This window comes from Streptomyces viridifaciens (genome assembly GCF_001888885.2).
Classification (GTDB): domain Bacteria; phylum Actinomycetota; class Actinomycetes; order Streptomycetales; family Streptomycetaceae; genus Kitasatospora; species Kitasatospora aureofaciens.
In genome coordinates, this window is the sequence record NZ_CP090841.1 from 6,149,941 (window position 1) to 6,175,457 (window position 25,517).

The 25,517-nt window shown below is 70.5% G+C and carries 26 protein-coding genes; 11 read left to right on the top strand and 15 right to left on the bottom strand.

Features of this window, described 5'->3' with window-relative positions; translation table 11 throughout:
- Nucleotides 1-5: 5 nt before the first annotated feature.
- From BOQ63_RS34915 to BOQ63_RS34935, 5 genes are all read right to left on the bottom strand, one after another.
- A complete protein-coding gene (locus BOQ63_RS34915) occupies nt 6-824 on the bottom strand; it encodes a hypothetical protein (protein ID WP_072655577.1) in 819 nt (272 codons plus the stop codon).
- An 18-nt stretch (nt 825-842) separates the two neighbouring features.
- Nucleotides 843-1,499, bottom strand: coding sequence for a NucA/NucB deoxyribonuclease domain-containing protein (locus BOQ63_RS34920; protein ID WP_072655578.1), 657 nt, complete (start codon nt 1,497-1,499; stop codon nt 843-845).
- The gene (locus tag BOQ63_RS34925) at nt 1,496-2,230 is read right to left on the bottom strand and encodes a WXG100-like domain-containing protein (RefSeq protein WP_030290868.1); all 735 of its coding nucleotides are present in this window, start codon (nt 2,228-2,230) and stop codon (nt 1,496-1,498) included. Before BOQ63_RS34925 ends, BOQ63_RS34920 begins: the two co-directional genes overlap by 4 nt.
- 227 nt (nt 2,231-2,457) lie before the next feature.
- Nucleotides 2,458-3,066, bottom strand: coding sequence for a hypothetical protein (locus BOQ63_RS34930; RefSeq protein ID WP_072655579.1), 609 nt, complete (start codon nt 3,064-3,066; stop codon nt 2,458-2,460).
- Between the two features lie 139 nt (nt 3,067-3,205).
- Nucleotides 3,206-4,252 (bottom strand): YncE family protein, encoded by a 1,047-nt coding sequence (locus tag BOQ63_RS34935; RefSeq protein ID WP_030290871.1) that lies wholly within the window; start codon nt 4,250-4,252, stop codon nt 3,206-3,208.
- A 138-nt stretch (nt 4,253-4,390) separates the two neighbouring features.
- Here BOQ63_RS34935 and BOQ63_RS34940 point away from each other — a divergent pair, with 138 nt between their 5' ends.
- Nucleotides 4,391-5,278, top strand: a complete 888-nt coding sequence (locus BOQ63_RS34940; protein WP_072655580.1) for a LysR family transcriptional regulator — start codon at nt 4,391-4,393, stop codon at nt 5,276-5,278.
- A 66-nt stretch (nt 5,279-5,344) separates the two neighbouring features.
- Here the strand turns inward: BOQ63_RS34940 and BOQ63_RS34945 are convergent, their stop codons facing one another.
- The 4 genes from BOQ63_RS34945 to BOQ63_RS34960 form a co-directional block, all read right to left on the bottom strand.
- A complete protein-coding gene (locus tag BOQ63_RS34945) occupies nt 5,345-6,052 on the bottom strand; it encodes an alpha/beta hydrolase (protein ID WP_072655581.1) in 708 nt (235 codons plus the stop codon).
- A gap of 172 nt (nt 6,053-6,224) precedes the next feature.
- Nucleotides 6,225-6,752 carry a hypothetical protein gene (locus BOQ63_RS34950; protein WP_072655582.1) on the bottom strand — a complete coding sequence of 176 codons (528 nt, stop codon included), beginning with the start codon at nt 6,750-6,752 and terminating at the stop codon, nt 6,225-6,227.
- On the bottom strand, nt 6,749-8,452 hold the full coding sequence (locus tag BOQ63_RS34955; RefSeq protein WP_150476226.1) for an alpha/beta hydrolase: 1,704 nt from the start codon (nt 8,450-8,452) through the stop codon (nt 6,749-6,751). The genes BOQ63_RS34950 and BOQ63_RS34955 overlap by 4 nt, the downstream gene beginning before the upstream one ends.
- A gap of 3 nt (nt 8,453-8,455) precedes the next feature.
- Entirely contained in the window at nt 8,456-8,863 is a 408-nt protein-coding gene (locus BOQ63_RS34960; RefSeq protein WP_141763880.1) for a hypothetical protein, read from the bottom strand.
- 286 nt (nt 8,864-9,149) lie between these two features.
- On the opposite strand from BOQ63_RS34960, the gene BOQ63_RS34965 reads away from it, so the two are divergent.
- The 3 genes from BOQ63_RS34965 to BOQ63_RS34975 all read left to right on the top strand — a co-directional run bounded on the left by BOQ63_RS34965 (nt 9,150) and on the right by BOQ63_RS34975 (nt 13,498).
- The gene (locus BOQ63_RS34965) at nt 9,150-9,560 is read left to right on the top strand and encodes a DUF6153 family protein (RefSeq protein WP_072655584.1); all 411 of its coding nucleotides are present in this window, start codon (nt 9,150-9,152) and stop codon (nt 9,558-9,560) included.
- Nucleotides 9,561-9,646: 86 nt separating this feature from the next.
- Nucleotides 9,647-11,242 carry a multicopper oxidase family protein gene (locus BOQ63_RS34970; protein ID WP_072655585.1) on the top strand — a complete coding sequence of 532 codons (1,596 nt, stop codon included), beginning with the start codon at nt 9,647-9,649 and terminating at the stop codon, nt 11,240-11,242.
- A gap of 315 nt (nt 11,243-11,557) precedes the next feature.
- Nucleotides 11,558-13,498, top strand: a complete 1,941-nt coding sequence (locus tag BOQ63_RS34975) for an APC family permease (RefSeq protein ID WP_223886124.1) — start codon at nt 11,558-11,560, stop codon at nt 13,496-13,498.
- A 328-nt stretch (nt 13,499-13,826) separates the two neighbouring features.
- On the opposite strand, the gene BOQ63_RS34980 is transcribed toward BOQ63_RS34975, so the two are convergent.
- Nucleotides 13,827-14,483 carry a LysM peptidoglycan-binding domain-containing protein gene (locus BOQ63_RS34980; RefSeq protein WP_030552565.1) on the bottom strand — a complete coding sequence of 219 codons (657 nt, stop codon included), beginning with the start codon at nt 14,481-14,483 and terminating at the stop codon, nt 13,827-13,829.
- A gap of 223 nt (nt 14,484-14,706) precedes the next feature.
- Here BOQ63_RS34980 and BOQ63_RS34985 point away from each other — a divergent pair, with 223 nt between their 5' ends.
- The 3 genes from BOQ63_RS34985 (at nt 14,707) to BOQ63_RS34995 (ending at nt 17,698) form a co-directional block, all read left to right on the top strand.
- On the top strand, nt 14,707-15,582 hold the full coding sequence (locus tag BOQ63_RS34985; RefSeq protein WP_072655586.1) for an S-methyl-5'-thioadenosine phosphorylase: 876 nt from the start codon (nt 14,707-14,709) through the stop codon (nt 15,580-15,582).
- 118 nt (nt 15,583-15,700) lie between these two features.
- Complete coding sequence (locus BOQ63_RS34990; protein ID WP_072655587.1) at nt 15,701-17,293, top strand: purple acid phosphatase family protein; 1,593 nt, start codon at nt 15,701-15,703, stop codon at nt 17,291-17,293.
- Between the two features lie 171 nt (nt 17,294-17,464).
- The gene (locus BOQ63_RS34995; protein ID WP_030552559.1) at nt 17,465-17,698 is read left to right on the top strand and encodes a hypothetical protein; all 234 of its coding nucleotides are present in this window, start codon (nt 17,465-17,467) and stop codon (nt 17,696-17,698) included.
- A 68-nt stretch (nt 17,699-17,766) separates the two neighbouring features.
- Here the strand turns inward: BOQ63_RS34995 and BOQ63_RS35000 are convergent, their stop codons facing one another.
- Together BOQ63_RS35000 and BOQ63_RS35005 are read right to left on the bottom strand one after the other, a co-directional pair.
- Complete coding sequence (locus tag BOQ63_RS35000; protein ID WP_143174825.1) at nt 17,767-18,276, bottom strand: hypothetical protein; 510 nt, start codon at nt 18,274-18,276, stop codon at nt 17,767-17,769.
- A 287-nt stretch (nt 18,277-18,563) separates the two neighbouring features.
- Nucleotides 18,564-18,890, bottom strand: a complete 327-nt coding sequence (locus tag BOQ63_RS35005; RefSeq protein WP_072655589.1) for a hypothetical protein — start codon at nt 18,888-18,890, stop codon at nt 18,564-18,566.
- A 159-nt stretch (nt 18,891-19,049) separates the two neighbouring features.
- Here BOQ63_RS35005 and BOQ63_RS35010 point away from each other — a divergent pair, with 159 nt between their 5' ends.
- Nucleotides 19,050-19,901 carry a helix-turn-helix domain-containing protein gene (locus BOQ63_RS35010; protein WP_030279998.1) on the top strand — a complete coding sequence of 284 codons (852 nt, stop codon included), beginning with the start codon at nt 19,050-19,052 and terminating at the stop codon, nt 19,899-19,901.
- A 13-nt stretch (nt 19,902-19,914) separates the two neighbouring features.
- Nucleotides 19,915-20,112: a DUF397 domain-containing protein gene (locus BOQ63_RS35015; protein ID WP_030552550.1), complete on the top strand. Its 198-nt coding sequence runs from the start codon at nt 19,915-19,917 to the stop codon at nt 20,110-20,112.
- On the opposite strand, the gene BOQ63_RS35020 is transcribed toward BOQ63_RS35015, so the two are convergent.
- Entirely contained in the window at nt 20,056-21,345 is a 1,290-nt protein-coding gene (locus BOQ63_RS35020) for an MFS transporter (protein ID WP_072655590.1), read from the bottom strand. The genes BOQ63_RS35015 and BOQ63_RS35020 overlap by 57 nt on opposite strands.
- On the opposite strand from BOQ63_RS35020, the gene BOQ63_RS35025 reads away from it, so the two are divergent.
- The gene (locus tag BOQ63_RS35025) at nt 21,344-22,255 is read left to right on the top strand and encodes a phosphorothioated DNA-binding restriction endonuclease (protein WP_072655591.1); all 912 of its coding nucleotides are present in this window, start codon (nt 21,344-21,346) and stop codon (nt 22,253-22,255) included. The genes BOQ63_RS35020 and BOQ63_RS35025 overlap by 2 nt on opposite strands.
- A gap of 57 nt (nt 22,256-22,312) precedes the next feature.
- On the opposite strand, the gene BOQ63_RS35030 is transcribed toward BOQ63_RS35025, so the two are convergent.
- Together BOQ63_RS35030 and BOQ63_RS35035 are read right to left on the bottom strand one after the other, a co-directional pair.
- Nucleotides 22,313-22,855, bottom strand: a complete 543-nt coding sequence (locus tag BOQ63_RS35030; RefSeq protein WP_072655592.1) for a hypothetical protein — start codon at nt 22,853-22,855, stop codon at nt 22,313-22,315.
- 17 nt (nt 22,856-22,872) lie between these two features.
- Entirely contained in the window at nt 22,873-24,624 is a 1,752-nt protein-coding gene (locus BOQ63_RS35035) for an alpha/beta hydrolase (RefSeq protein ID WP_150476227.1), read from the bottom strand.
- Nucleotides 24,625-24,883: 259 nt separating this feature from the next.
- Between BOQ63_RS35035 and BOQ63_RS35040 the strand changes: the two genes are divergently transcribed.
- Nucleotides 24,884-25,516 (top strand): ClpP family protease, encoded by a 633-nt coding sequence (locus BOQ63_RS35040; RefSeq protein WP_030279992.1) that lies wholly within the window; start codon nt 24,884-24,886, stop codon nt 25,514-25,516.
- The last annotated feature ends 1 nt before the right edge of the window (nt 25,517 follow it).

The following is a 25,517-nucleotide window of genomic DNA, read 5'->3' on the forward strand; positions in this document are numbered from 1 at the left end:
CCGTTTCACTCCGCTGCTTGTGCTTCTGGGCCGATCGGCCTGGTGAGGTAATGGTCGCGCACCTTGTCGGTGACTACCAAACGAAGGGTCGGCTGGAGAACGGGCGCATCGGGGATGGCGTCCCACTTGGCAAAGGGCCACCAGCGGCTGTGCGCGGCCAGCAGCATCCGCTCGCCGTGCTCGACCTCGCCACGGGTCGCATACCACCCTGCCATCCACAGACAGATGGAGTACTGCTCGGGCTCCTCCCCCGTGTCGGTGAGCAGTTGGTGCGCCCTTGTGAAGTCGTTGGTCTCAGACAGCGCCTCCCACACCAGTCGGCGCTGCTTCCTGTCGAGTTCGTTGTAGTTCCGGTCGACGAGTCCCGCGCCGATGACGCCGTCCAGCGGGCGAACCGCACCACCCCAGTCGCTGTGGCAAGGGAGAAGGGGTTCCACGCCTTGTCGAGGCAGTTCCTGGGAGAGCCACTCGAAGTCCCTCCGCATATAGCGGCCGTCCGGGATGCGCTCGGCACAGGCGGCTAGCCGGGGTGCAGCTGGCTCATCCGCGTAGAGCTGGCCCGCGAGAAGCGCCGGCCGGAAGGGGGTGGACTGATCACACAGCTCTCCACCGAGCGGGCCATCGCGCTCGATCAGATCCTGGGTCAGATCGGCGGCCTGCGCGAACTCGCCCGTCCAGAAGAGGATCTGTACCGCCGCGGCTGCGGCCTCCCATACCGGCCCCCGAGCCCCGCCCTTCCTGGTTGCAATCTCCAGCAGGTCCGGAAGATCGGCGAGGAAGTTGCCTTTCCTCGCATCGGAAATAATTTTCTCACTCTTATTCATAGCCGCCTCCAATCTCCATTAGATCACTTTTATCTTTACTCGCGTCCCGTCTAGCAGTGGCTCTAGCGCATTCCCCATCGTCGATCCAGATCCGCCATTATCGGACCCGTTGATGTGTTTTACACTGGCCCCGGTCCCGCCCTCTTTAAACATGGCCGGAGGGTATTCATCGCGTTGAGTCCCGCGGTTGGTTCGAATCCCTCGTAGCGAATCCTTGCGGTTCTGATGGGCGCCCCCCCGGTCGATGGTCAGGACGGAAGGGAGCGGACTACCGGAGCTATGTGAATGGCCACGCCAGATCATACCCTTTTGAGCTTCCGCGATGTGCTTTGCGGACTCCGGATACTTGGCGCTATCGATCTGGTACTCAACATCGAAGTCGCCCTTCACGCCGACTGCCGAGGCGAGCTTGGTCCTCGCATCGTGCTGCGCCGCGATCCGAGCCTGCGAGCCCTCGCCGCCCTTGCCTGGGTTGGCTGCGATCTTCTCTGCCAGCTCCAGTATTTTTTTCTTGTGCGCCTCATCGGCTGCGGCCACATTCTTTGCGACCTGCTTGGTGCCATGGGCGGCATGGTGATACATGTCGCTGACTGCGGCCGCAGCCTCTTTGCTGATCGTGGCACCGATCTTCTTGGCGGCGTCTTCCAGTGCCTTGGTGACCGGGTGGCGGCTCAAGCGAAGCTCACCGCCGCGGTCGCTGTCGTGAAGTCCTTGGCGTGGCCGCGCACAGCCTCTCCGTGACCTGTCATCTTGTCGGCCAGTGCGAGTAGCTCAAGAGGGTTGATGGCGAAGCCCTCGCCGGTGTCCGCCACCAGATCCCCATCCACACCGGCCAGAGCCTTCTTCACGCCCGCGAAGACCATGCCCTTGACGGCCTTCTCGACCTCTCTCTGAAGCGGCTCTGTGGCCCTGGTGATGAGGAGTGCGATGATCTCCTCCTCGGCCGCCTTGATCGCCGTGCTGACGACTCGCCGGGTCGCGGCCACGGCGACCGCGTCAAGGGCCGAGGCAAGGCCGAGCGTCGCGACAGTGGCTATCGCCCCGCCCACGGCCTCGGCGGCGAGTACGCCGAGTTCTGCGATCACTGCGAGCTTCATCGCCACGATGGCATCTGCACCCGCGTCGAGAGCGGTCGCGGATGCGTTGCACACGGCGACCAGTTCGTGCAGGTGATCGTTGGTCATCTTCGACCAGCGGGCGACCATCTGCTCGTAGGACTTGGCTTGGTAATGGTGCGCCATCTCCTGAAGGGTGGCGGTCGCCTCGGCGTGGGTGTGGTCGATGTTGGAGGCGAACTTCCGAACGTGGCCGGCAAACTCCCGCACCTTGTCCTCATTGACCTTGGGCCATGGCAGGCCCAACAAGTCCATGACCCATACCAGTTCGCCCGGCAACTCAATAGCCATGCATCCCCCTGAGAGCGACGTGCACATAGAACATTGCCATTATCACACCGGCCTAACGATGCGTAGGCCTTCTTGTGGTGCGGTGTGAGAGGCAGTCGAAGACGGTGAAGGCTGAAGGCGTTTCTTCGGGCACTCCCGTAGCGACCCGATGAGGCCAGGTTCCGCCGCCGAGTTGCGGCGACAGGGTTCGGAGCGTCTCGGAAGCGGCTCGGTCGCGGCGGGCCGGGTCAGTGGGCGTTGCGGCAGGGGGCGGTTGGGGTGCAGAGGGTGAGGGTGAGCGGCTTGCCGGTCGCTGGGATGCGGTAGTGGTAAGCGGCGAAGGTGACGAGGTCGCCGATGCCGAGGTCGACGGTGAGGTGGTGGACGAGGCTGACGAGGTGGTCGGGGTCGCCGGTGACCTGGATGTCGTCGACCCGGCCGCGGTAGGCGGTGAAGGCGTAGGAGTCGACGCCCGGCGTGGTGTCGGCGGGCATGGGGGTGCGCGCGACGAGGTCCTCGATGGGAGAGAACCAGATGGTCGTGGGTGTTTCGCCCCGGTGGTTGATGGCGGCATAGCAGACGTCGAGGTGGTCCACCAGCCAGAAGGCGACCGCCCGGTTCCGGCCGTCGGTGTCGAGGACCGCGAGGGTCGGCAGCGTGGGCTTGGGGCACCGGGGTGGTGTGTTGAGCCCGGCGACGAGGTCCACGATCCACTGGGCGGACGACGGGGCGGGTTCGGGGTTGAGCACCGGGGGCCGGAACGCGCCGGAGTCGACGACCGGCTCGCACCCGGTAGCCGCGGTCAGCGCCGCCAGCAGCGCGAGCGTCGAGCAGAGCACGCCGAAGCCGCGTCTCATCGTGCCTCCCCCCACCCCCGGAACAACGGGTGTGCCTCAGGATGCTCTCCGCTCCGGGCGGCGACAAGACTCGGGGCGTGGGCGGGGCTTCGGGCACGGCAGGGCTCCGGGCGCGGTCCGCGCCCGGAGCCCGGTGGTGTCAGGCCCGGCGCGGGAGGTAGGCCAGGCCGTGGGCGCCCGGTTCGGCGGTCTTCGGGACGGTGAGGCGGCTGACGGGGGTCAGGGTCGTGAGGTCGACGACGTCCACGGTGGAGGAGACGACGCAGGACACGTAGCCGAAGCGGCCGTCGGGGGAGGAGGTGATGGTCAGCGGGAACTGCCCCACCTCGAGGGAGCCGAGCGGCCGGTGGGTGGCGGCGGAGAAGACGGTCAGGCGGCCGGGGTCCTGGCGGCCGAGCGGGGAGTCGGTGCCGGGGGTGGCGCTGATCTCGCCGGTCAGCAGCCGGCCGGTGGCGGTCAGATGGACCGGGATGACGGCGGACCCGGTGGGGAGGACTTCCACCACGGAGGCCGTACGGGTGTCGATCACGTGGATGCCGGGCTCGGCGTCCGGCTTGCCGGCGAAGCCGAGGTAGGGCGCGGCGACGTACACCCGGCTGCCGTCCGGGGAGACGGCGAGGCCCTCGCTGCCGGGGACCTCCACCTTGGCGGTCAGCACGCCGCGGCCGAGGTCCACCACGGAGACGAACGGTGCCTCCTTGTTCGTGGCGTAACCGGTGCGCCCGTCCGGGGAGATGGCGAACCAGTGCGGGCCCGGGGCGTCGGTATCGATCCGGCCCAGCGGGCGGCGGGTCGCCAGGTCGACGACCACCACGCCGCCGGGGCGGTCCGCCGAGGCCTCGACGCTGACGTAGAGCCGGTCGCGGTCCAGGTCCAGGGCGAGCCCGTGCGGGCCGTGCTCGGGGGCCAGGTCGATCACCTCGACGATCCGGCGGGTGTCGGCGTCGATGACGGTCAGCTTGGTGCTCCGGCCGCTGTGGGCGTGGTAGTAGCCGGAGTGGTAGGCGGTGGTGCACCAGAGCAGGCGCCGGGTCGGGTCGAAGCACAACTCGTGCGGTTCGGCGGTGACTTCGAGGGTGTCGAGCAGGGCGTCGGTGGCGGCGTCGAAGAACGAGACGGTCGCGCCGCTCTGGCTGACGACGGCGAGGACGTCGCCGGTGAGGTGGGAACGGGGGTCGTTCGGCACGTGGGCTCCTGGAAGTGATGACGTGTCGCGGGAACAGTTCGGACGGTCCCACTCTCCGCGCCCCGCGCCGGCCGAACAATGCAAGTATTAGCACGGGATCATTGACCACAGCGCAAAACCGCAGTTCAGGAGCCATGGATGGACCTCAACCTGCTACGGGCCCTGGACGCCCTGCTCCAGGAGAACAGCGTGACCCGGGCCGCCGAGCGGCTCGGCACCTCACCGGCGGCGGTGAGCCGGACGCTGGCCCGGCTGCGCCGGGCCGTCGGCGACCCGCTGCTGGTCCGGGCCGGACAGGGCCTGGTCCCGACCCCTCGGGCGCTCGAACTGCGCGAGAAGGTGGCGGAGTTGCTGCGCGGCTGCGACAACCTGCTGCGCCCCGGGGCGGGCTTCGACCCGGCGCACCTGGAGCGGACCTTCACCGTGCAGGCCGGCGACGCGGTGCTGGTTCGGGTGGCCGGTCCGCTCACCGAACGGATCCGGGCCGAGGCGCCGGGGGTCGACGTGGTCTTCCTGCCCGAGGCCATGGAGGGTGGACCGGCACTGCGCCAGGGCGTGGTGGACGTCGAGGTGGGCGTGCTCGGGCAGTTGGACCCGGAGGTCCGCACCCGGCCGCTGGTCACCGTGACCGTGGTGGGCGTGGCGCGCAGCGGCCACCCGCTGTTCGAGGGGCGGATCACCGCCCGGCGCTTCGCCGCCGCCGACCACATCGGCGTCTCCCGGCGCGGCCGGCGGCACGGGCCGATCGACACCGCGCTGGCGGACCGCGGGCTGCGCCGCCGGGTCGCGGTGGTGGTGCCCAGCCACACCGGCGCGATGCTGCTGGCCCGGGACAGCGACCTGGTGACCCTCGGCCCGTCGGACTGGCTGCCGCGGACCTTCGAGGCGCTGGGCCTGCGAACCTTCCCGATCCCGCTCGAACTGCCGCCGCTGGAGCTGGGGATGGCCTGGCATCCGCGCAACTCGGCCGATCCGGGCCAGCGTTGGTTCCGTACGCACCTGGCGGCCGCCGTGCGGCAGGTGTGAGAAACGGCCTCGGGGCCGTACCTTCGCGGAGGTACGGCCCCGGGCCGGGAGGAGGAAGTGGCGGCCCTACTTGCCGGCGATGATCCGCCCCATGGCGGGCAGCGTGGGCGAGTTGGCGTTCCAGTAGTCGGAGTGCCCGCCGTTGGGGTCGGTGGGCAGGATCTGCGCGCCGAACTCCGGGGCGGTGGTCTGCCGGCCGTGGATCAGATGGTGGTCGTCGCCCCCGAAGCCGAAGTCGGACTTCATGTTGTCCCAGGCGTTGTCCGCCAGCCCGCCGGGGTCGACGGCCGGGGCCAGGCCGATCGGGTCGCCCTGGCTCTGTGCGGCGTAGACGTGGGACGGGTCGATGTGGAGGTCACGGGCGGTGTCGACACCGGCGCCGGGGCTGCCGACGAGGACGACGTTGTCGACCGGAAGGCCCTTGTCCTTCATGGTGTAGCCGATCGTCGTGGTGCCGTAACTGTGCCCGAGAATGGTGTTGTTGGCGATGTTCCCGTCGTGGGTGGCATGGAGTCCGACCTCGAAGCCGTGCAGCTTGTCCTCGGCGTTCTTCGCGTACGTGTCGTCGGCGGCCTCGGGGACGATGTTCTGCGGGGCGTCGTAGCCGATCCAGGCGATCGACGAGGTGGTCCTGCCGGCGGCCTGGCTGCACGGGTCGGTGATCTTCGCGGTCTCGCCGGGTATGAGGCCGCCGATGTGCTGGGCGCTCTGTCCGCAGCCGTCCAACTCGTCCGGTTTGACCTTGAAGCCCAAGGACCCGTCCGGGTCCGCCATGTGTCCCCCCGTCAGTCACGGGCCGACTGCTGGGGCGGCCCGTTGCGGTAACCGACGACGCATGCTAGCGGATCGTGAAGAGCGGGCAAGGGGGATTGCGGGGTGCGCGAACGAAGGGGCCGCACCTTCGCAAAGGTGCGGCCCCGCACGGGAGTTGGGCCAGCGGCCGGTGCTAGGCGGGCGGGGTGCCGTTGGGCCAGACGCAGGGGGAGCTGACCTTCAGGGTGAGGTCGCGGCTGGAGTCGGAGGTTCCGTCCAGGGTGGCGAGGAAGTCGTTCTGCGGGTTCTTCAGTTTGATCCAGGCGTGATGGAAGTTCGGGGGGTCCTGAACTGGCTGGAATCCCTGGCCGGTCAGGAAGGTGCGGTAGTCGGTCACGGCCTGGACCTTGACGTCTGACGACACGTCGCCGAAGTCGTAGCCCCGGCTGGTCTGCTGCCGGCCGTGCGGGCCGATGTCGTTGGCGTCGCACTCCATGTCGAAGAACGGGGCCGGCGTCGAGACGGGCCGGACCGGCAGTTTGGCCAGGATGTCGGCGAGGTAGCCGTCTATCTGCGTCTTGGCCTGGTCCAGGGTGATCGTGGGCTTCGACCGCTCGTGCACGGTGGCCGCGCCGCAGGCGGTCAGCGGCAGCGCGGTGACCGCCAGGGCGGCCGCCGCGGTGGCCGCCCTGGTCAGGGGGGTGCGGTTGCTGGCGCTCATTGCATCGGCTTTCCGGCGATGACCTGACCCATGGCGGTCAGGGTGGGCGAACCGGCGTTCCAGTAGTCGGAGTGTCCGGCGTTGGGGTCGACGGGCATGACGTTCGCGCCGAACTGGGGGGCGGTGGTCTGCCGGCCGTACATCAGGTGGTGGTCGCCGTCGCCGAAGCCCCAGTCGCTCTTGATGTTGTCCCAGATGTTGTCCCCCATCCCGCTGGGGTCGGTGGCGGCGGCCCAGCCGATCGCGTCGGCCGGGCTCTGGGCGGCGTACACGTGGGACGGGTCGATGCGCAGGTCCTTGGCGTTCTCGACGCCGGCGCCCGGGCTGGCGATGAGGACGGCGTTGTCGACCGGGAGGCCGTGGTCGCGCATGGCGTAGCCCACGGTCGTGGTGCCGTAGCTGTGGGCCAGGATCGTGTTGTTCCCGATCTTCCCGTCGTGGGTGGCGTGCAGCCCGTTCTCGAAGCTGACCAGCTTGTCCTCCGCGTTCTTCGCGTACGTGTCGTCCGCGGCCTCCGGGATGATGCTCTGCGGCGCGTCGTAGCCGACCCAGGTAATCGACGAGGTGGTGCTCTTGTCCCCGGCCTGCCTGTTGGCGGTGTTGGCCGAGGCGACCATCAGGTCTGAGCGGTTGATGTCGCTGTTGATGCTGCCGAGGCGCGCGCCGGTGCCGGGGACGTAGGTCGACACGTTGTTCGCCGTGTCGGGGTTGTTGACCGCGATGATGGCGTGCCCGTGGCCGTTGGTGTCGAAGCCCAGCAGGAAGGTCGGCGGGTGCTGGTCGTCGACCTTGGTGTTCAGCCGGGCCTCGATGGCTTTGATGCCGGTCATCTTGTCCGTCAGGTCGTCGTGCTTCTGCTGCCAGTCCGTGTAGGCGGGGTTCGGACGGATGAACCTGCCGGAGCCGATGGTCGTCGCCGGCGCGGGGCCGAGGCCGTCCAGTTGGCGCTGGATGTCCTGCTTGCCGCGGGCCAGGTTGATCTGGTTGGCATCGTTGCGGGCGACGGCGGGGATGCCGTCGAGGTTCCCGATCTGGTCGGGGTGGTTGAGGATCATCCGGTGCTGCTGCTCGTCGGTCAGGCCGTTCCACCAGGCCTTGACGCTGTTCGGGTCGGTGCCGGCGGCGGGGACCTGCTCCAGCGCGTTGGCGGCGTCGGTGTCGGCCTTGGCGGTGGCGGAGTCCAGGCCGGTGCCGTTGCTCGCGTTGGTGGCGAGGTGGCCGAGCCGGGAGCTGATGGTCTGGTCGGCGTGGTCGGCCTCGTTGAGGGCGGCGGTGATCCGGGACTGGATCTGCTTGGCCTGGTTCTCGGCGTCGTTGCCCGCGAAGTTCGGGGAGTTGGGGTCCTTGTCCCAGGTGATCCCGCCGTCGGCGGCGACGGTGAGTTTGTGGGTCTTGGCGTCGTCGAGGGCGCCGATCAGGTGGGCCTGGGCGGCGGCGAAGCCGTCGTAGGCGTCCTGGAGGGCGCGGCTGACCAGCCCCAGTTCCTGTTTGGCGGACTGGAGTTCGGTGCCCAGGTTCGAGATCCGGGTGTTGGCGTGCCCGGCGGCCGTCCCGGTCCACTCGGAGTGGCCCAGCCGGTCGACGACGTCGTGCTGCCAGGACTCGATGTGCTGGCCGAAGGCGGTGGCCAGGGTGTCGAAGGCGCTCTTCGCGGTGGAGATGCCGATGATGTCGGCGTCGTGGAGGGTCTTGATGTCCATCGCTTACTCGGCCGCCTTCGCGCTGCGCGGCTTCACCGGACCGGGCGTGAAGTCGGTGCCGAAGGGGTCCGGTTCCGACCCGTTCGCGGCGGGCGCGCTCGGGTTCTTCATGCTGTTGTGGGCGTTCTGCTCGGCCTGCCGGTAGTAGGTGGCCGAGGTGCCGAGCTTGGTGCCCACGTCACCCATGTCGGTTCCGAGCTTGTCCAGCAGGGTCTTCCAGTTGGTGCCGCAGTTCTGGATGGCGCCGGCGGTGAGCCAGCCCTTCAGCCCCCCGGCGGCCTGGTTGCACGGGTCGCTGATCTTCGAGGTCTCACCCGGTATCAGGCCGCCGATGTGCTGCGCGCTCTGCCCGCAGCCGTCCAACTCGCCCGGCTTGACCTTGAACTCCAAGCCCGCGTCAGGATCTGCCATTTTCTTTCGTTCCCCCGTTGGATCCGGACCGGTAGGTCGCTCAGTCGGTCCGTAGTGATCAAAAACTGACGCGCATGCTAGCCGATCGCTCAGGCGCAACACGGGGAATGCGGACCGGCCGGATGCGGAGGGGCCGCACCGGCAGGAAGGTGCGGCCCCGAACGGGATGCCGGCTCAGGTGGGCGGGGTGCGGTCGGACCAGACACAGGGGAAAAGACCTCCAGGTGGGAGGTCGGATACCCTGTAGGGGTAAGCGGAGGATCGAGGCGGGCGCGGGAGGCGGGTCATGGCGCAGCAGCGCTCGTACGGTTCGTCGCCGGCGCGGCTGGTGATCCTCGCGGCCCTGTTGTTCGGGATCGTGGCGATGCACACGCTCGGCCACCCGGGCAGGGGGCACGGCGGGCACGGCCCGCAGTTGACGGCTGGGCAGCCGATGGCGGGGCACCATGCGGTGGCCGCCGGGTCGGCGCACGCGACCGTGGACCCCGTCGCCGCGGAGGGCATGGACCCGATGGCGGTCTGCCTCGCCGTGCTGGTCGGCTGGACGCTGGTGCTCCTGCTGGTCGGGGCGCTGCTGCGCCGCAGTGGTGACGCCGCCGCCGAGCTGCGGGCGCGGTTGCTGCGGGCCGTTCGGGCGCAGCCGCCGCCCGGGGGCGGGCGGATACTCCTCGGCAGACTTTCGGTGCTGCGTCAGTAGGCGCGCGTCCGCCGTCCCGTGCCCGAGTACGGGGCGGCCGACGCGATGTCCTGCACGCCCACACCACCGCACGAGGTGCACCCGTCATGCGCACACCCACCCGTCGTACCGTCCTGGTCTCCGCGCTCGCCACCGCCGGGACCGGAATGCTCGCCGCCTGCTCCAACGACGCCGGCCCGGACCCGATGAAGGGCATGGACCACTCGGCCGTGAACCACGGGCCGACCGGCCAGGCCATCGCGCCCGCCGGCTTCGTCTCCCCGAACGGCCCCGAGGTCGCGGCCGCCGAGGCCAGGCGCAGGCCCGGCCCCGAGCGCAAGGTCGCGCTCACCGCCACCGAAACCACCCTCGACCTCGGTGGACGCACCGTCCGCAGCTGGGCGTACGGCGACCGCCTGCCCGGTCAGGAGGTCCGCGCCACCCTCGGCGACACGCTCGCCCTCACCCTCGCCAACCACCTGCCCCAGCCCACCTCGCTGCACTGGCACGGCCTCGCGCTGCGCAACGACATGGACGGCGTGCCGGGCGTCACCCAGGAGGCGGTCCGGCCCGGCGCCTCCTTCGACCACCGCTTCGCGCTCTCCCACCCCGGCACCTACTGGCTCCACCCGCACTCCGGCGTCCAGCAGGACCGGGGCCTGTACGCGCCGCTGATCGTCGAGGACCCGAAGGAGCCCCTGCGCTACGACCGGGAGTGGGTCGTCGTCCTGGACGACTGGCTGGACGGGGTCGACGGCAGCACCCCGGACGCCGTGCTCGCCGAACTCGCCAAGGGCATGGGCGGGATGGACCACTCCTCGCACGGCATGCCCGGGATGGACATGGGAGGCGGCACGCCCACGCCGGCCACCGGCCCCTCCCGGATGCTGATGGGCGCCACGAGCCCGCTGCTCGGCGGCGACGCGGGCGACGTCGCCCACCCCTTCCACCTGGTCAACGGCCGCCTGCCGAGCGCCCCCGAGACCTTCACCGCCAAGCCCGGCGACCGGATCCGGATCCGGCTGGTCAACGCGGGCGGCGACACCGCCTACCGGGTCGCCCTCGGCGGCCACGAGCTGACCGTCACCCACACCGACGGCTTCCCGGTCGAACAGGCCACCACCCAGGCGCTGTTGCTCGGCATGGGCGAGCGCTACGACGTGCTGGTCACCGTCAAGGACGGCGTCTTCCCGCTCACCGCCCTCGCCGAGGGCAAGAACGCCGCCGCGCTGGCCGTACTGCGCACCGGCGGCGGCGCCGCGCCCGACGCCTCGGTGCGCCCGGCCGAGCTGGACGGCCGGCTGCTCACCGCCGGGCAGCTGAAGGCCGACGCGAGCGTGCGGCTGCCCGCCAAGGCGCCGGACCGCACCGTCCGGCTGGAGCTCACCGGCGGCATGGCGAAGGCCGACTGGGCGTTCAACGGCCGCAGGTACGACCCGGCGCAGCGCTACCCGGTCGCGGCGGGCGAGCGGGTGCGGCTGGAGTTCCGCAACAGCACGAGCATGTGGCACCCCGTCCACCTGCACGGGCACAGCTTCGCGCTCGGCGCCGACGGCCCGCGCAAGGACACCGCGATCGTGCTGCCGGGCACGACCCTGGCGGTCGACTTCGACGCCGACAACCCGGGGCTGTGGATGGTGCACTGCCACAACGTGTACCACTCCGAGACCGGCATGATGACCGTTCTCGGTTACCAGGCGTAACCCCGTCCGGGATCCGAGACGCCGGGGCGGCGGGACTCCCCGTCGCCCCGGCGCGGGCCCGCCCGGTGCCCGCCCCGCGCCCGGCCGCACCGCGGTACCCGCCCCGACCTGCGCATCCATGACGTTTTCTTAACGCGGGCCGATGACGTGTCCTTAACGCCCGTCGCATAGCCTGGCGCACTGCCGTCGCCCGACGGCGCTTTTACGGGGTCTTTAAACAAGAGGTGCAAGGTGGTTTCGTCGGGTTCGACGGAGACGACGACGGAGGACCCGTCGTCGGCGCGAATACGGCTCCGCAGCTGGCTCCTGGAGGACATGTCCCCGGAGAAGGCCGCAGCCAGGAAGGCCGAGGCGGAGCGGGCGCAGCAGGGCGGTGAGGAGCCGGGGGACTCCGCCGCCGACGCTGGTCACGCTGCGCACACGGGCCAGCCGTGGTGGCGCGTGATGTGCCTCACCGGCCTGGACTACTTCTCGACGCTCGGCTACCAGCCGGGCATCGCCGCCCTCGCGGCCGGCCTGCTGTCGCCGATCGCCACGATCGTGCTGGTGCTCGTCACCCTGCTGGGCGCGCTGCCCGTCTACCGGCGGGTGGCCCAGGAGAGCCCGCGCGGCGAGGGCTCGATCGCGATGCTGGAGCGGCTGCTGTCGTTCTGGAAGGGCAAGCTGTTCGTCCTCGCCCTGCTCGGCTTCGCGGCGACGGACTTCATCATCACGATCACGCTCTCGGCCGCCGACGCCAGCGCCCACCTGGTCGAGAACCCGCACCTCACCAGCGTCCTCGGCGGCAAGCAGATGCTGATCACGCTGATCCTGGTCGCCCTGCTCGGCGCGGTCTTCCTCAAGGGCTTCAGCGAGGCGATCGGCCTGGCCGTGGGGCTGGTCGGGGTCTACCTGGCGCTCAACGTGGTGGTCGTCGCGGTCGGCATCTGGAAGATCATCCAGGCGCCGCACGTCGTCACCGACTGGTCCAGCGCCCTGACCGCCCAGCACGGCAACATCTTCGTGATGATCGGCGTCTCGCTCGTCGTCTTCCCCAAGCTCGCGCTCGGCATGTCCGGCTTCGAGACCGGCGTCGCCGTGATGCCGCACATCAAGGGCGACGCCGACGACACCGAGGCGAACCCGGTCGGCCGGATCCGCGGCACCCGCAAGCTGCTCACCACCGCCGCCGTGATCATGAGCACCTTCCTGATCGCGACCAGCTTCATCTGCACCCTGCTCATCCCGGCCCAGGAGTTCGAGAGCGGTGGCCAGGCCAACGGCCGCGCCCTGGCCTACCTGGCGCACGAGTACCTGGGCGGCGCCTTCGGCAGCGTCTACGACCTGTCGACCATCGCCATCCTGTGGTTCGCCGGCGCCTCCGCCATGGCGGGCATGCTCAACCTGCTGCCCCGCTACCTGCCGCGCTACGGCATGGCCCCGCACTGGGCCCGCGCCGTGCGCCCGATGGTGATCGTCCTGACCGTCGTCGGCTTCCTGATCACCTGGCTGTTCGACGCCAACGTCGACGCCCAGGGCGGGGCCTACGCCACCGGCGTACTGGTCCTGATCAGCTCGGCGGCCATCGCCGTCACCATCGCCGCCTACAAGAAGCGCCAGCGCGGCTGGACCGTCGGCTTCGGGGTCATCGCCGCGGTCTTCCTGTACACCACCGTGGTGAACACCATGGAGCGCCCGGACGGCGTCAAGATCGGTGCCTGCTTCATCGCCGGCATCATCCTGGTCTCGCTGCTCTCCCGCCTGAAGCGCGCCTTCGAGCTGCGCGTCACGGAGGTCGTGCTGGACGAGACGGCGGAGCGCTTCATCCGCGACTACGCCCACCGGCCGCTGCGCCTGATCGCCAACGAGCCGACCAACCGCGACAACGCCGAGTACCGCGACAAGATCCGGCAGATCCGCGCCGACAACGACATCCCCGGCGAGGACGACCTGGTCTTCGTCGAGGTGACGGTCCGCGACGCGTCGGACTTCGAGTCCGAGCTGACCGTGCGCGGCGAGGTGCTGCACGGCCGGTACCGGGTGCTCACCCTGGAGAGCTCCAGCATCCCGAACGCGATCGCCGCCCTGGCGCTCACCGTCCGGGACCGCACCGGGCAGCGGCCGCACCTGTACTTCGAGTGGACCGAAGGCAACCCCTTCGCCCAGTTCCTGCGGTTCTTCCTGTTCGGGCAGGGCGAGGTCGCCCCGGTCACCCGTGAGGTGCTCCGCGAGGCGGAGCCGGACCGGACCAAGCGTCCGCGCGTCCACGTCGGCTGAGCCGCGCGTCCGTCCGACGCCCCGGCCCGTCCGGTCCACCAGGACCGGGCGGGCCGTCGACGTTCCGGTAGGTGCTCATAGAGTGCGGTCGGATCATCAGAACGCCGGACGGCGCGAGAGAGGGCCCAGCCCGCACGAGTACCGCACCCGAGCACTACGACCGTCTCCTCGCCCGGGCCGGGCGTACGCCCGGCCGTGGTGCGGCGGGGCGCGGGGCGCCATGAGGACGCCGCCCACGCCGGACGGGGCACGGCGTGGGCGGCGAGTTCGGGTGTCCCGGCGGGCCGCTGCCGGGCGGGTGCCGGGCGGGTGCCGAGCTGGGCCGGGGTCAGGAGGGCAGGCGCAGCACCAGGCCCGGCTGGATGAGGTCCGGGTCGTCGCCGATCGTGGAGCGGTTGAGGGCGTAGAGCGCGGGCCAGCCGCCGGGGATGTTCAGGGCCGCGGCGAGCCCGTCCAGGGTGTCGTCCTCCCGGACGGTCCACCGGCCGTCCCCGCGGGCCGGGCCGGCGGCGGGCGGCGGCAGGACGCTGTCGCGCTCGTGGTCGCGGTTGGCGGCCTCCTGGTCGGGCCCGCTCCCCTGGCCGCGGGCGGCGCCGTGGCCGTGGCCGTCGAGGGCGCGGGAGCCGCAGACCGGCCAGGGGGAGAGGCCGCGGCGCTCGGCCAGGTGCTGGGCGACGGCCATCTGCTCCTCGCGGCCGGCCAGGTCGGCGCGCGGGGCGTAGGCCAGGCCGCCGTTGTCCCGCCAGGTGGGCTGGTCGAACTGGAGGCCGCCGTAGTAGCCGTTGCCGGAGTTGATGTGCCAGTTGCCGCTGCTCTCGCAGGCCGCCACGCGCTCCCAGTCGTACCGGCCGCCGTCCCTCCCGCCGGGGTCGGTTCCGCTGTCGCCGCCCGGGGGTGCGGCGTGGGCCGCGGGTGCGGCGAGGGCGACAGCGAGGGCGCAGAGCGCGGTCGGGACGACGCTGCGGAGACAGGCGGTGGAAGGCATGGGCGGCTCTCAGGTCCGGGGACAGGGCGTGCGCCGCCCGGAGGAGGCGCGTTCCCACCCAGGCACGCCGAGTGGGGCGCGCGGCCGCCGACACGTCGGAGAGGTCACCCGGCCGGCGGTCACGGACCACCCCGGCGGCCCGCGGCCATCCGGCCGTCACCCCCTCCGCGCTCGGCTCCTAGAGTGGCCGGGACCGCCTCTCGACGAAGGGTGTGAACGGGCGATGACGATCGATCAGGGAACGGCACGGGCCGAACTGGGCGTGATCGGCGGCTCGGGGCTGTACGCGCTGCTGGACGAGGTGACCGAGGTGCGGGTCGACACGCCGTACGGGCCGCCCAGCGACGCGCTGTTCGTGGGTGAGGCGGCCGGCCGCCGGGTCGCGTTCCTGCCCCGGCACGGGCGTGGTCACGGGCTGCCGCCGCACCGGATCAACTACCGGGCCAACCTGTGGGCGCTGCACTCCCTCGGCGTGCGGCAGGTGCTGGGCCCGTGCGCGGTGGGCGGGTTGAGGGAGGAGTACGGGCCGGGCACGCTGCTGGTGCCCGACCAGTTCGTGGACCGCACCGCGGGCCGGGTGCAGACCTACTACGACGGGCAGCCGCTGCCGGACGGCTCGGTGCCCGGAGTGGTGCACGTGCCGATGGCCGACCCGTACTGTCCGGCCGGTCGGCGGGCCGTGCTGGAGGCGGCGCGCGAGTCGGCCTGGGAGCCGGTGGACGGCGGGGCGCTGGTGGTGATCGAGGGCCCGCGCTTCTCCACCCGGGCGGAGTCCCGCTGGTTCACCGCCAACGGCTGGTCCGCGGTCGGCATGACCGGGCACCCGGAGGCCGTGCTGGCGCGCGAACTCGGCCTCTGCTACACCTCGTCGGCGCTGGTCACGGACCACGACGCCGGGGTGGAGGCCGGGGACGGGGTGACCCACGCCGAGGTGCTGGAGGTCTTCGCGGGCAACGTCGGCCGGCTGCGCACGGTGCTCTTCAAGGCGCTGGAGCGGCTGCCCGCCGAGCGGGACTGCGTCTGCTCGCACGCCCTCGACGGAGTGGCCACCGGACTGCCGGGGGTGGGGGAGGGCCTGCCGGGGGTGGCCGCCCGCTGACTCCGGGCTCGGACCAGCGTTCAGCTTCCGTTCCCCGCGCGCACGTTCGAACGTGGTTCGGACGTACCGTCCGGCTGGGAACCTCCTCGGCGTTTCCCGAAGCCCAGGAGGTTCCGGCATGGTGGCACAACCCTCGCGTAGAACGATCCTTCGGACGGGTACGGCGGTCGGCGCGCTGACCGCCCTGCCCGCGTCCACCCTGCTGTGGACCCAGCCGGCCGTCGCCGGCACCCCCGGACCGGAGCAGATCCACCTCCAGTGGGGCAACGAGCCTTCCCGGGAGATGACCGTCTCCTGGGCGACGGCCGCCTCCGTCAGCCGCCCCAGGGTGCGGATCGGCACCCCGCGCGGCGGCGCGGACCGCAGCGTCGACGCGTCCAGCCGCAGCTACGTCGACGGGCTCAACAAGGTCGAGACGTACACCCACCACGCCCGCCTGAACGGGCTGCGCCCCGACACCACCTACGTCTACGAGGTGCTGCACGACGGTGCCCGGCCGGTGCGCGGGACCTTCCGCACCGCCCCCGCCCGCGGCCGCGCCGCCTTCCGGTTCACCAGCTTCGGCGACCTCGGCACCGGCGACAACGTGTTCAAGAAGTCGTCCGTCCACGGCGCAGCCGCCGTCCGCCAGGTCGAGCAGTTCGGCCCGCTGTTCCACCTGCTCAACGGCGACCTCGCGTACGCCAACAACAACGAGCAGCTCCAGCCGCAGGCCTGGAACGCGTTCATGAACAACATGGCCAAGTCGGCCGCCAACCGCCCCTGGATGCCCGCGCCCGGCAACCACGAGGTCGAGGCAGGGGGAGGCGACCTCGGGTACGCCTCCTACCTGACCCGCTTCGAACTGCCCGACAACGGCACCCGCGACCACTGCGGCAACTGGTACAGCTTCCAGATCGGCTCCGTGCTGTTCGCCAGCCTGGACGGCAACGAGATCGCCGTCGAGGACGACGCCAGCCTCGACCCGGCCACCGGCCGGTCCATCTACATCAGCGACTACAGCGAGGGCGCCCAACTCCGTTGGCTGGAACGGGTGCTGTCGCGCGCCCGGGCCGGACGGTCGGTCGACTGGATCGTCGTCAACCTGCACCAGTTCGCGATGTCCTCCTCCGCAGCCAGCCACGGCGGCGACATGGGCATCCGCGAGAAGCTGCTGCCACTGCTCGACCGCTACTCCGTCGACCTCGTCCTGGCCGGGCACGACCACGACTACGAGCGCACCCACCCCGTCCGCGGCACCGAACCCGGCGGCCTGCTCACCCCGGCCGTCGTCGACGACGACCTCCGGCAGATCGACACCTCCCAGGGCACCGTCCACCTCATCCTGGGCGGCGGCGGCACCGCAGGGCACGACGACGTCTACCTCCCGGCCGACGGCGACGGCGTCCGCGAGGCCTCCGTCCGCACCCAGCGCCTCACCTTCAAGGCCGACCCGGACGCCAAGGAGAAGGCCCACTGGTCCGCCGTCACCGACCCCGACACCACCCACCCCTACGGCGTCGCCGTCTTCGACGTCGACCCGGGGCTCGCCCCGGGCGGCCGCACCACCATCACCGTCTCCTACTACCACTCCGTCCCGGCCACCGCCGCGAACCCGCTTCCGACGCCGGTGCTGTACGACCGTTTCACCCTCTACCGCGACCGCAGCGACGGCTGGGACGAGGACGACGAGGACTCCGACTCCCGGGGCGAGCGCGCCGCCGCCCGGTAGCCGCACCTGTCGGGCAGGGCCGCCGCGCCGTCTCGGCGCGGCGGCCGCCATACAGCTGCCATGAACCACGCGTCCCACCCGGTCGTCCGGCACGCACCCTTTCCGTTCCCGGACGGTCGGTTTCCACCCGATCTGGGCGCCGTGGTGCAGCGGACCGTCGCGGAGGGGCGCATGCCGGCCCTCGTCGTGATCCATGACGGCGAGGGCGACTGGCTGATCGGGGACGGCGTGAACGATCCGAACCTCCCCGGCTCCAGCGACGTGTACTGCATCGCCTGCACGACGGAGAACGATCCCTCCCTCTCCGAGCTGGCCGGCCTCCCGCCGGGTTTCGCCGCCTTCCGGGACGGGCCGGGGCTGCCCTGGACCGTCGAACCGTTCAGTTACGAAGGCGAGCAGGGGTAGCGGTCGCGTTCAAGCCTGCGCAGGAAGCCGGTCCGGCCGACTTCCTGCGCGGAGGACCGGGAGCCCTTTCATCTGCCGGTGGCCCGGACGTAGACGTCGCCCGCACCCTCCACGTCGGAAGGCCGCATCACCACGAAGATCTGCCGCCCGGCCTGCCCTACCGGTAGCAGCAGGCCCTCGGCCGGCTCGTCGCCGGGCAGCGCCGCGCGCAGGTCCTGCGGCAGCGGGGCGACGGAGCCGGGCTTCGGCAGGTCGTAGGTGTGGAGGAAGTCGTCGATGTTGGCGGAGTCGCCGCCGGCTATCCCGAAGTGCAGGTAGGCGACCGGCGACCCGTCGGCTGCCCGGGACAGCGCAGCGGCCGTTGGGATGTAGTACCGCCCCTTGCCGGGGTGCTGCTTGTAGTGCAGTCCCGCCAGCCGCTCCGCGCGGTCGTAGTCGGTCTCGGGCCGGTCGAAGGACCGGCGCATTTCGACCACGCCCCACCACACGCACCCCACCGTGACCAGCACGCAGGCCGTGAGGAAGACCCCCAGGAGCCAACGCGTCCACGCCCTGCCATCCGTAGTGCCGGGCGCCACGTCAGAGCTTCCTGTTCCTGGTCCTGCTGGCGCCCCCCATGTCGAATTCCCGGGCCAGACCGGTTCGGTGGAGGCGCTGGGGCGCCGATATGTAGCCACCCACCCCATGCCTCCCCGTGCTTGGGCTCGCTCTTGGTCCTCACACTGACGAGTGAACAGACAGGGGCGCAGTCGATCCGGGAAAGGCAGGTGGACCGCGAGCTGAGTGATGCCGAGTGCCGGCGTGTGAGTCATCGTCTGCGCAGAAAGTCGGACTGGTCGACTTCCTGCGCAGAGGGGACGGGTTGTCAGGCGGCCGCGGGGCGGTCGATGGCGGCGGCGTCCGGCTGGGCGAGCCAGACCAGGCGCGCGGTGATGCCGGGCTGGTTGGTGAAGTGGCGCAGGGCGCGCTCGGGGGAGGGGAGGGTCATGCGGGCCCGCCCGTCGAGGCTGATCACGTGCGTCGGCCCGGCGTGGTCGGCGAGCCCCCAGGCCGCGACCCAGCCGTCGGCATCCGCGTGGCCCTCGTCGCACACCTGGACGACGGCGAACAGCCGGGGAGCGGTGTCGAGGACGAGCCCGCACAGCTCCTGGTCGAACGGGATGCGGGGGTTTGGCGAGGGCGCAGCAGTCATGGAAGTCTCCTACGTACACGGGAGTTGAGCGCCACAGCGAGGAGGACCTGACGCAGGATCAAAGTAGCCAGTCGGTAGTATGTAGTCCACCGCTCTTGGGTAATTCATGGCACTGCCACTCCATAGAGTGAATGGCGAGCAGGGAAAGGGGACAAGCGGATGCCGCCCAGCAAGATCCCGCCGAGCATCCGGCAGCGGCGACTCGGCACGGAGCTGCGCCGGCTGCGCGAGCAGGCTGGGCTGTCGGTCACGCGGGCCGGGGAGTTGCACGGTACTCAGCAGTCCCGGATCAGCAACATCGAATCCGGCGGATACCCGGTGAGCGCGGACCGGGTGCGGAGCCTGGCGCGTCTCTACGGCTGCGCGGATGAGGCCCTGATCGAGGCGCTGACCCGCATGACCGGTGGCCGCACCCGGGGCTGGTGGGACGAGTACCGCGAGATCCTCCCGGCCGGGGCGCTCGACCTGGCGGAGGTCGAGCACCATGCGCAATCGATGCGGATCGCCACGGTGATTCACATCCCCGGCCTGCTTCAGACACCTGAGCACGCTCGTGCACTCTTCCGGGATGTGGTCCCTCCCTTGTCGCCACCCGAAGTGGAGCACCTTGTCTCTCATCGCATCAAGCGCCAGGCGGTGCTGTACAGGGAACAGCCGATCCCGCTGTCGGCCGTCGTCCATGAGACCGCCCTGCGGATGGGATTCGGAGGCCCGGACGTTGTCCGGGATCAGCTGGAATACCTGCTGACCGTGAGCGAGTACCCGCACATCGACCTGCGCGTGATCCCGTTCGGCACCGGCAGCTTCCCGAGTTCCGGTGCTGGGGTCGTGTACTTCGCCGCCGAAGTCGCGCGGTTGGACAGTGTGCAGGTCGACGGCGACCGGTTCGAGTTCATTGACACCGAGCCGCAGCTGATCAAGTATCGAGCCGTGTTGGACCGGTTGGAGGCGAGCGCGCTCAAGCCTGACGCTTCCCGCGACCTCATCCGCCGGATCGCCCAGAGCATTTGAGACGGGAACAATCGTGGCCGATCAGAGCTGGCAGAAATCCTCTTTCAGCGGCGACACCGCCAACTGCATCTACCTTGCCGAAGCGTCCGGCGATGGCATCAGGATTCGTGAGAGTGATGCCCCCGGCATCATCATCTCGACCTCACTCGACGTGCTACGTGCCCTGCTGCTCGGCGTCAAGGCGGGGGAGTTCGACCACCTGACGACCTAGCCGGGTGCGCTCGGCCCAGGCGGCCACCGGGGGGCCTGCTGCGCCCACGGCCGCGAACAGGGCGCCGAGGAGGAGCCAGCCGGTGTGTCCGAGGGCGAGTACCGCCCCGGTGAGGATCAGTGGGGCGAGGGCCTGGCCCGCATTGAAGCCGATGCCGAGGAAGCCCTGGTACTGGCCCTGCGCGTGGTCGGGGGCAAGTCCGTACCCGAGCGCGTAGCCGCCGGAGGACTCCCACACCTCTCCGACGCTGTGGATGCACACCGCGAGCACCGTGAGCACCGGTGCGACCCACGCGGGGACATCGGTGGTGAGCGCCATCAGCGGGCAGCTGAGCAGGAACAGGAGCCCCGCGAGGCGGAACGCACGGCCACCCTGCTGCGGGGTCTCCACCTTCGATCCGAGCCTGCTCTGCAGCAGCACGCACACCCCGCTGTTGATCGCGTACACCGCCGCCACCGTCCAGCGGGGAGCATCGGTGTGCGTGCTGAGCCAGATCGGCAGGAGCAAAGAGATGACCTGGTACTGCAGGCCCATCGCACTGTAGAGCGCCACGAAGGTGACGTACGGCCGGTCGGCCAGAACGGACCACTGGCGGTGTTCTGTCGGCCGGGGCAGGGGTCGGTAGTTGGGAACGCCCAGGAACGCGATCAGTGCGGCCCCGGCGAAGCTGGCGGCGTTGGCGAGGATCAGTCCGGTGTAGGCGGGGCGGGTGTTGATCTGGAGGGCGACGGCCGCGCCCAGAGTCCCCACGACCACACCGAGGTTGACGAAGGTGCGCAGCCGGGCCCGGAAGGCGGCCGGGCGCTCGCCGCCGACCCGTGCGACGAGCGCACCGCCCGCCGCGCCGGCGGCGGTGGCGGCGAGCCGGTCCAGGGTGGCGACGAGGGTGAACGCGAGCCAGCTGTCGATGAGGACGAAGGCTGCCATGGTGACCGTCTGCACGACGAGGGCCGACAGCCAGACCGTGCGCGGCCCGTACCGGTCGGCCAGGTTCCCCGCCGGTAGGCCGGCCGCCAGGCCGCAGAGGCCGGCGACCGTCAGCCCCGCTCCCACCTGGGTGGCGGGCAGGTGCACGACCAGCGTGAAGTACAGGACGGCCGCGGTGTTGAAGAGGCCGTTCCCGACCCTGCTGACGAAACTGGCGGTGATCAGGGCCAGTTGGGGACGGGAATCCGCACTTCTCCTCAACATGATGATCAGGCTAACAAGGGCCGCCACTACGCTGGCCGGCATGGACTGGCTGGATCGGGTGGCAGGGCTGAGGCGTTGGACGAACAACGGCGTCCGCGCGCCGCACAAACCGCTGTTGCTGCTCTACGCCCTGGGCAGCTACCAGCGGGACGCGGACGGGGAGTTGCGCTACAGCGTGGTCGAGGAAGAGCTGAAGCGGCTGCTCGTCGAGTACGGGCCGTCGCACGCGACCACACCCGCGTACCCGTTCCACCACCTGGTCAGCGACGGCGTCTGGGAGGTCCGCACCGACCGGGGACCGGGGAGCCCCGGCACCGGCATCGGGCTGCTGCGGTCGAGCGGGGCCACCGGGCGGCTCGCGGCCGAGTTGCGGGCAGCGCTCCGCCGGGAGCCGGCGCTGCTGGGCCGGATGGCCCGGGTGCTGCTGGACGCCCACTTCCCGCCCTCGCTGCACGACGACCTCTGCGAGGCCGTCGGCCTCGATCTGGAGGAGGCCGGGACCGAAATCGCGCGGGGTGCGGCCCGGCGGCAGCGGGACCGGCGGATGCGTGAACTGATACTCACCGCCTACGAGTTCCAGTGCGCGTTCTGCGGCTACGACGGCGCCCTCGGCGCGAGCACGGTCGGTCTGGAGGCCGCCCACGTGCGCTGGTGGTCGCACGACGGGCCGGACGCGGTCGACAACGGGCTGTGCCTGTGCTCGCTGCACCACAAGCTCTTCGACAAGGGCGTGCTGGGGGTGGGGGAGGGGCACCGGATCCTGGTCTCCCAACGGTTCGTCGGCCGCAGCGAGGCCAGCCGCCAGCACGTGCTCGCGCTCGCCGGACGGACCGTCATCGGTCCACAGCCAGGCAATCCGCCGGTCGCGGACCGCCATCGAGAGTGGCACGTCCGGGAGGTGTTCCACGGCGCCCCGCGTGAATCAGCGCAGTGCCGGGCAACGGTCGGTTAGCGGGGAGACCGCCGGCCCACCCGACCCGATTTCCCTGGCCGGGCGGGCTCAGCGGTGTCAGTGCGACCAGTAGGGGTCGTCGACCGTCGCGCACTGGTCGGCGTAGTTCAACGGTCCACGGAGGAACCCGCCGTTGCCGTTGTTATCGGTGGTGTCGGTGACATCGGTCAGGGTGGCTCGGACCTTGGCGCAGCCGTTCACACCCACGGCGAACCAGAGGGTGAACCCCGAGCCCCTCACTTCCACCGCGCCCTCGTTGCGCTCGACCGGGTAGCCCTTGCCTGTCCAGAGCGCCTGGACGAGGTCGAGCGGCTCCTGACCCCGCCTGGAGGCGATCCGGACTCGGGCCGCCTGTTCGGCGATCATCTCCGTGCGACCCGTCTTCCTGCACCCGGACGTTCCGCAGAACCCGGTCAGGTCGGGGTTGCTCTCGAACTTCGACTCGGCCCACTGGAGCCCCGGGTGGAAGACCCCAGCGACATCGGCGAGTTCGCCCTCGACCCGGTGCTGTGCCTGCTCGACCGGAATGGTGGGTTCCTTCTGCTCCGGCCAGGCGAGCCAGCCGATGAGCAGGGCCAGCACGACCCCCGGCACGGTCACGCGCCATGTTGGGGCCCTCACCGCGGGTCCTGCCGGGTGATCGCGTTCCCGTGGCCGCTCACGATCTTCCCGATGTTGGGGAGCGAGTCGCCGCCCGCGCCGTGCTTCCCGAAGTAGTCGTCGTGGGAGTCGGTGATGGTCCCGTCCGCCACCGAGAAGCGCTGCCCGCCGAAGTCCTCGCTGGCCGGGTCCGTGCCGAACCACGCCTGCTTGCCCGGGTGATTGATCTGCTCGTAGATCAACTCGCCCAAACCGCCGAGCATCCCGGGACTCGGCGCGTTGGCCACAGGGTCGTTCTTGGCAGCGCCGACGTACACGTGATCAGCGCCGACCCCGAGTTGCGACGCCTTGTCCACCCCGACGCCTGGGCTGCCGACCAGGATGATGTCGTCAGCGGCCAAGCCTCCTGGGTGCTGGGTCGCCTGTCCAACCACCAAGGATCCATAACTGTGCCCCTGCGCGGTCATGTGCGCCGGCGCCCCCTCGTGGGTGGCTCGGAGCCCGGCGAGGAACTTGTTGTAGTCAGCCCCGCCCGCGACCGCCCGGTCCTTGGCGGCAACGGAATCACCGTCCAGCTGCGGGGCGTCGTACCCCAACCAGAACACGGACGCGACGCTCGGCGTCTCATTCTTCCCCGCGCTGCTCACCGCGGAATCGTAGATGCGCTTCGCGGTCATGGCGTCGCCGCCTCCGACGCCCGCCATGGTGCTGTTCAGCCCGGGTACCAGGGACGAGACGTTGCGCGCCTTGTCCGGGTCACCCCAGGACACGATCGCACGGCCCTGCCCCTGATCACCGATCCCCAGCAACAGCAGCGGCGGGTCGGAGTTCGGCCCGCCCAGACCACCGTCCTTCTTGCCGTCGAGCCGGTCCTGAATGGACTGGAAGCCGTCGAGCTTCTCCTTCAGGGCGTCGTGCTTGGCCTTCCACTTTTCGTACTCGGGGTTCGTGACGGGCTCGCCCTTGACGTACCCCAGGTACTGCTTGGGCGCGGGACCGAGGTCGTTGAGCTGTCGATTGCGGTCCTGGATTAGGTTCTTCAGGTTGGTCCGGTTGGCATCGTTGCGGGCGGCGGCGGGGATGCCGTCGAGGTTGCCGATCTGGTCGGGGTGGTTGAGGATCATCCGGTGCTGCTGCTCGTCGGTCAGGCCGTTCCACCAGGCCTTGACGCTGTTCGGGTCGGTGCCGGCGGCGGGGACCTGCTCCAGCGCGTTGGCGGCGTCGGTGTCGGCCTTGGCGGTGGCGGAGTCCAGGCCGGTGCCGTTGCTCGCGTTGGTGGCGAGGTGGCCGAGCCTGGTGTTGATGGTCTGGTCGGCGTGGTCGGCCTCGTTGAGGGCGGCGGTGATCCGGGCCTGGATCTGCTTGGCCTGGTTCTCGGCGTCGTTGCCCGCGAAGTTCGGGGAGTTGGGGTCCTTGTCCCAGGTGATCCCGCCGTCGGCGGCGACGGTGAGTTTGTGGGTCTTGGCGTCGTCGAGGGCGCTGATCAGGTGGGCCTGGGCGGCGGCGAAGCCGTCGTAGGCGTCCTGGAGGGCGCGGCTGACCAGCCCCAGTTCCTGTTTGGCGGACTGGAGTTCGGTGCCCAGGTTCGAGATCCGGGTGTTGGCGTGCCCGGCGGCCGTCCCGGTCCACTCGGAGTGGCCCAGCCGGTCGACGACGTCGTGCTGCCAGGACTCGATGTGCTGGCCGAAGGCGGTGGCCAGGGTGTCGAAGGCGCTCTTCGCGGTGGAGATGCCGATGATGTCGGCGTCGTGGAGGGTCTTGATGTCCATCGCCTACTCGGTCCCCCGCCGGCAGCGCCCGGTCGTCGCCGACGTCGCATCAGTGCTCGTCATGTTCGTCCCCCCTGTTCGGCCCCGGCGGACTGCTCGGTTCCGTGATCATTCGTCCGAAAATAGTAATGGACTATGAATTGGGGTCGGGGGGCTCTGCCCGTGGCGAATCTGCGGCGGGCAGAGAAGACCGCCAGGACGCCCGATCGGGGGTGAGAGTGGGGTCGACGGCATCTTCGCCTCGACCAGGAGGGACCAGATGAAACCATTCGACGCGCCCCGCGCGGAGCAGGGCGACACTCCGCCCAGCGCCTTCGACGACCACCTCGCGGCGCAGCTGCTCGCGCAGCGGATCGTGCTGCTCGGCACGCAGGTCGACGACGTGTCGGCGAACCGGGTGTGCGCGCAGCTGTTGCTGCTGTCGGCTGAGGACCCGCGCAGCGACATCGGCCTGTACATCAACAGCCCGGGCGGGTCGGTCACGGCCGGGCTCGCGATCTACGACACCATGCGGCTGATCCCGAACGACGTGTCCACGCTGGCCATGGGGTTCGCGGCCAGCATGGGGCAGTTCCTGCTCACCGTGGGGGCGCGCGGCAAGCGGTTCGCGCTGCCGAACGCGCGGATCATGATGCACCAGCCATCGGCGGGCATCGGCGGGACGGCCGCGGACATCGAGATCCAGGCGGAGAACCTGGAGTTCACCAAGCGGTCCATCGAGCGGATCACCGCCGAGCACACCGGACAGAGCGAGGAGACGATCCGGCGGGACGGCGACCGGGACCGCTGGTTCACGGCGGAGCAGGCCGTGGAGTACGGGCTGGTGGACCGGGTGGTGGAGTCGGTGGCCGACATTCGTCCGGCCACCTCGCGTCGACGGATGGGGTTGTGAC

Excerpts from the sequence above, each read along its gene's own strand:
- BOQ63_RS34915 (WP_072655577.1), bottom strand. The coding sequence starts at position 824 with ATGAATAAGAGTGAGAAAATTATTTCCGATGCGAGGAAAGGCAACTTC.
- BOQ63_RS34925 (WP_030290868.1), bottom strand. The coding sequence starts at position 2,230 with ATGGCTATTGAGTTGCCGGGCGAACTGGTATGGGTCATGGACTTGTTG.
- BOQ63_RS34930 (WP_072655579.1), bottom strand. The coding sequence starts at position 3,066 with ATGAGACGCGGCTTCGGCGTGCTCTGCTCGACGCTCGCGCTGCTGGCG.
- BOQ63_RS34940 (WP_072655580.1), top strand. The coding sequence starts at position 4,391 with ATGGACCTCAACCTGCTACGGGCCCTGGACGCCCTGCTCCAGGAGAAC.
- BOQ63_RS34945 (WP_072655581.1), bottom strand. The coding sequence starts at position 6,052 with ATGGCGGACCCGGACGGGTCCTTGGGCTTCAAGGTCAAACCGGACGAG.
- BOQ63_RS34950 (WP_072655582.1), bottom strand. The coding sequence starts at position 6,752 with ATGAGCGCCAGCAACCGCACCCCCCTGACCAGGGCGGCCACCGCGGCG.
- BOQ63_RS34955 (WP_150476226.1), bottom strand. The coding sequence starts at position 8,452 with ATGGACATCAAGACCCTCCACGACGCCGACATCATCGGCATCTCCACC.
- BOQ63_RS34960 (WP_141763880.1), bottom strand. The coding sequence starts at position 8,863 with ATGGCAGATCCTGACGCGGGCTTGGAGTTCAAGGTCAAGCCGGGCGAG.
- BOQ63_RS34965 (WP_072655584.1), top strand. The coding sequence starts at position 9,150 with ATGGCGCAGCAGCGCTCGTACGGTTCGTCGCCGGCGCGGCTGGTGATC.
- BOQ63_RS34970 (WP_072655585.1), top strand. The coding sequence starts at position 9,647 with ATGCGCACACCCACCCGTCGTACCGTCCTGGTCTCCGCGCTCGCCACC.
- BOQ63_RS34975 (WP_223886124.1), top strand. The coding sequence starts at position 11,558 with ATGTCCCCGGAGAAGGCCGCAGCCAGGAAGGCCGAGGCGGAGCGGGCG.
- BOQ63_RS34980 (WP_030552565.1), bottom strand. The coding sequence starts at position 14,483 with ATGCCTTCCACCGCCTGTCTCCGCAGCGTCGTCCCGACCGCGCTCTGC.
- BOQ63_RS34985 (WP_072655586.1), top strand. The coding sequence starts at position 14,707 with ATGACGATCGATCAGGGAACGGCACGGGCCGAACTGGGCGTGATCGGC.
- BOQ63_RS34990 (WP_072655587.1), top strand. The coding sequence starts at position 15,701 with ATGGTGGCACAACCCTCGCGTAGAACGATCCTTCGGACGGGTACGGCG.
- BOQ63_RS34995 (WP_030552559.1), top strand. The coding sequence starts at position 17,465 with ATGCCGGCCCTCGTCGTGATCCATGACGGCGAGGGCGACTGGCTGATC.
- BOQ63_RS35005 (WP_072655589.1), bottom strand. The coding sequence starts at position 18,890 with ATGACTGCTGCGCCCTCGCCAAACCCCCGCATCCCGTTCGACCAGGAG.
- BOQ63_RS35010 (WP_030279998.1), top strand. The coding sequence starts at position 19,050 with ATGCCGCCCAGCAAGATCCCGCCGAGCATCCGGCAGCGGCGACTCGGC.
- BOQ63_RS35025 (WP_072655591.1), top strand. The coding sequence starts at position 21,344 with ATGGACTGGCTGGATCGGGTGGCAGGGCTGAGGCGTTGGACGAACAAC.
- BOQ63_RS35020 (WP_072655590.1), bottom strand. The coding sequence starts at position 21,345 with ATGCCGGCCAGCGTAGTGGCGGCCCTTGTTAGCCTGATCATCATGTTG.
- BOQ63_RS35035 (WP_150476227.1), bottom strand. The coding sequence starts at position 24,624 with ATGGACATCAAGACCCTCCACGACGCCGACATCATCGGCATCTCCACC.
- BOQ63_RS35040 (WP_030279992.1), top strand. The coding sequence starts at position 24,884 with ATGAAACCATTCGACGCGCCCCGCGCGGAGCAGGGCGACACTCCGCCC.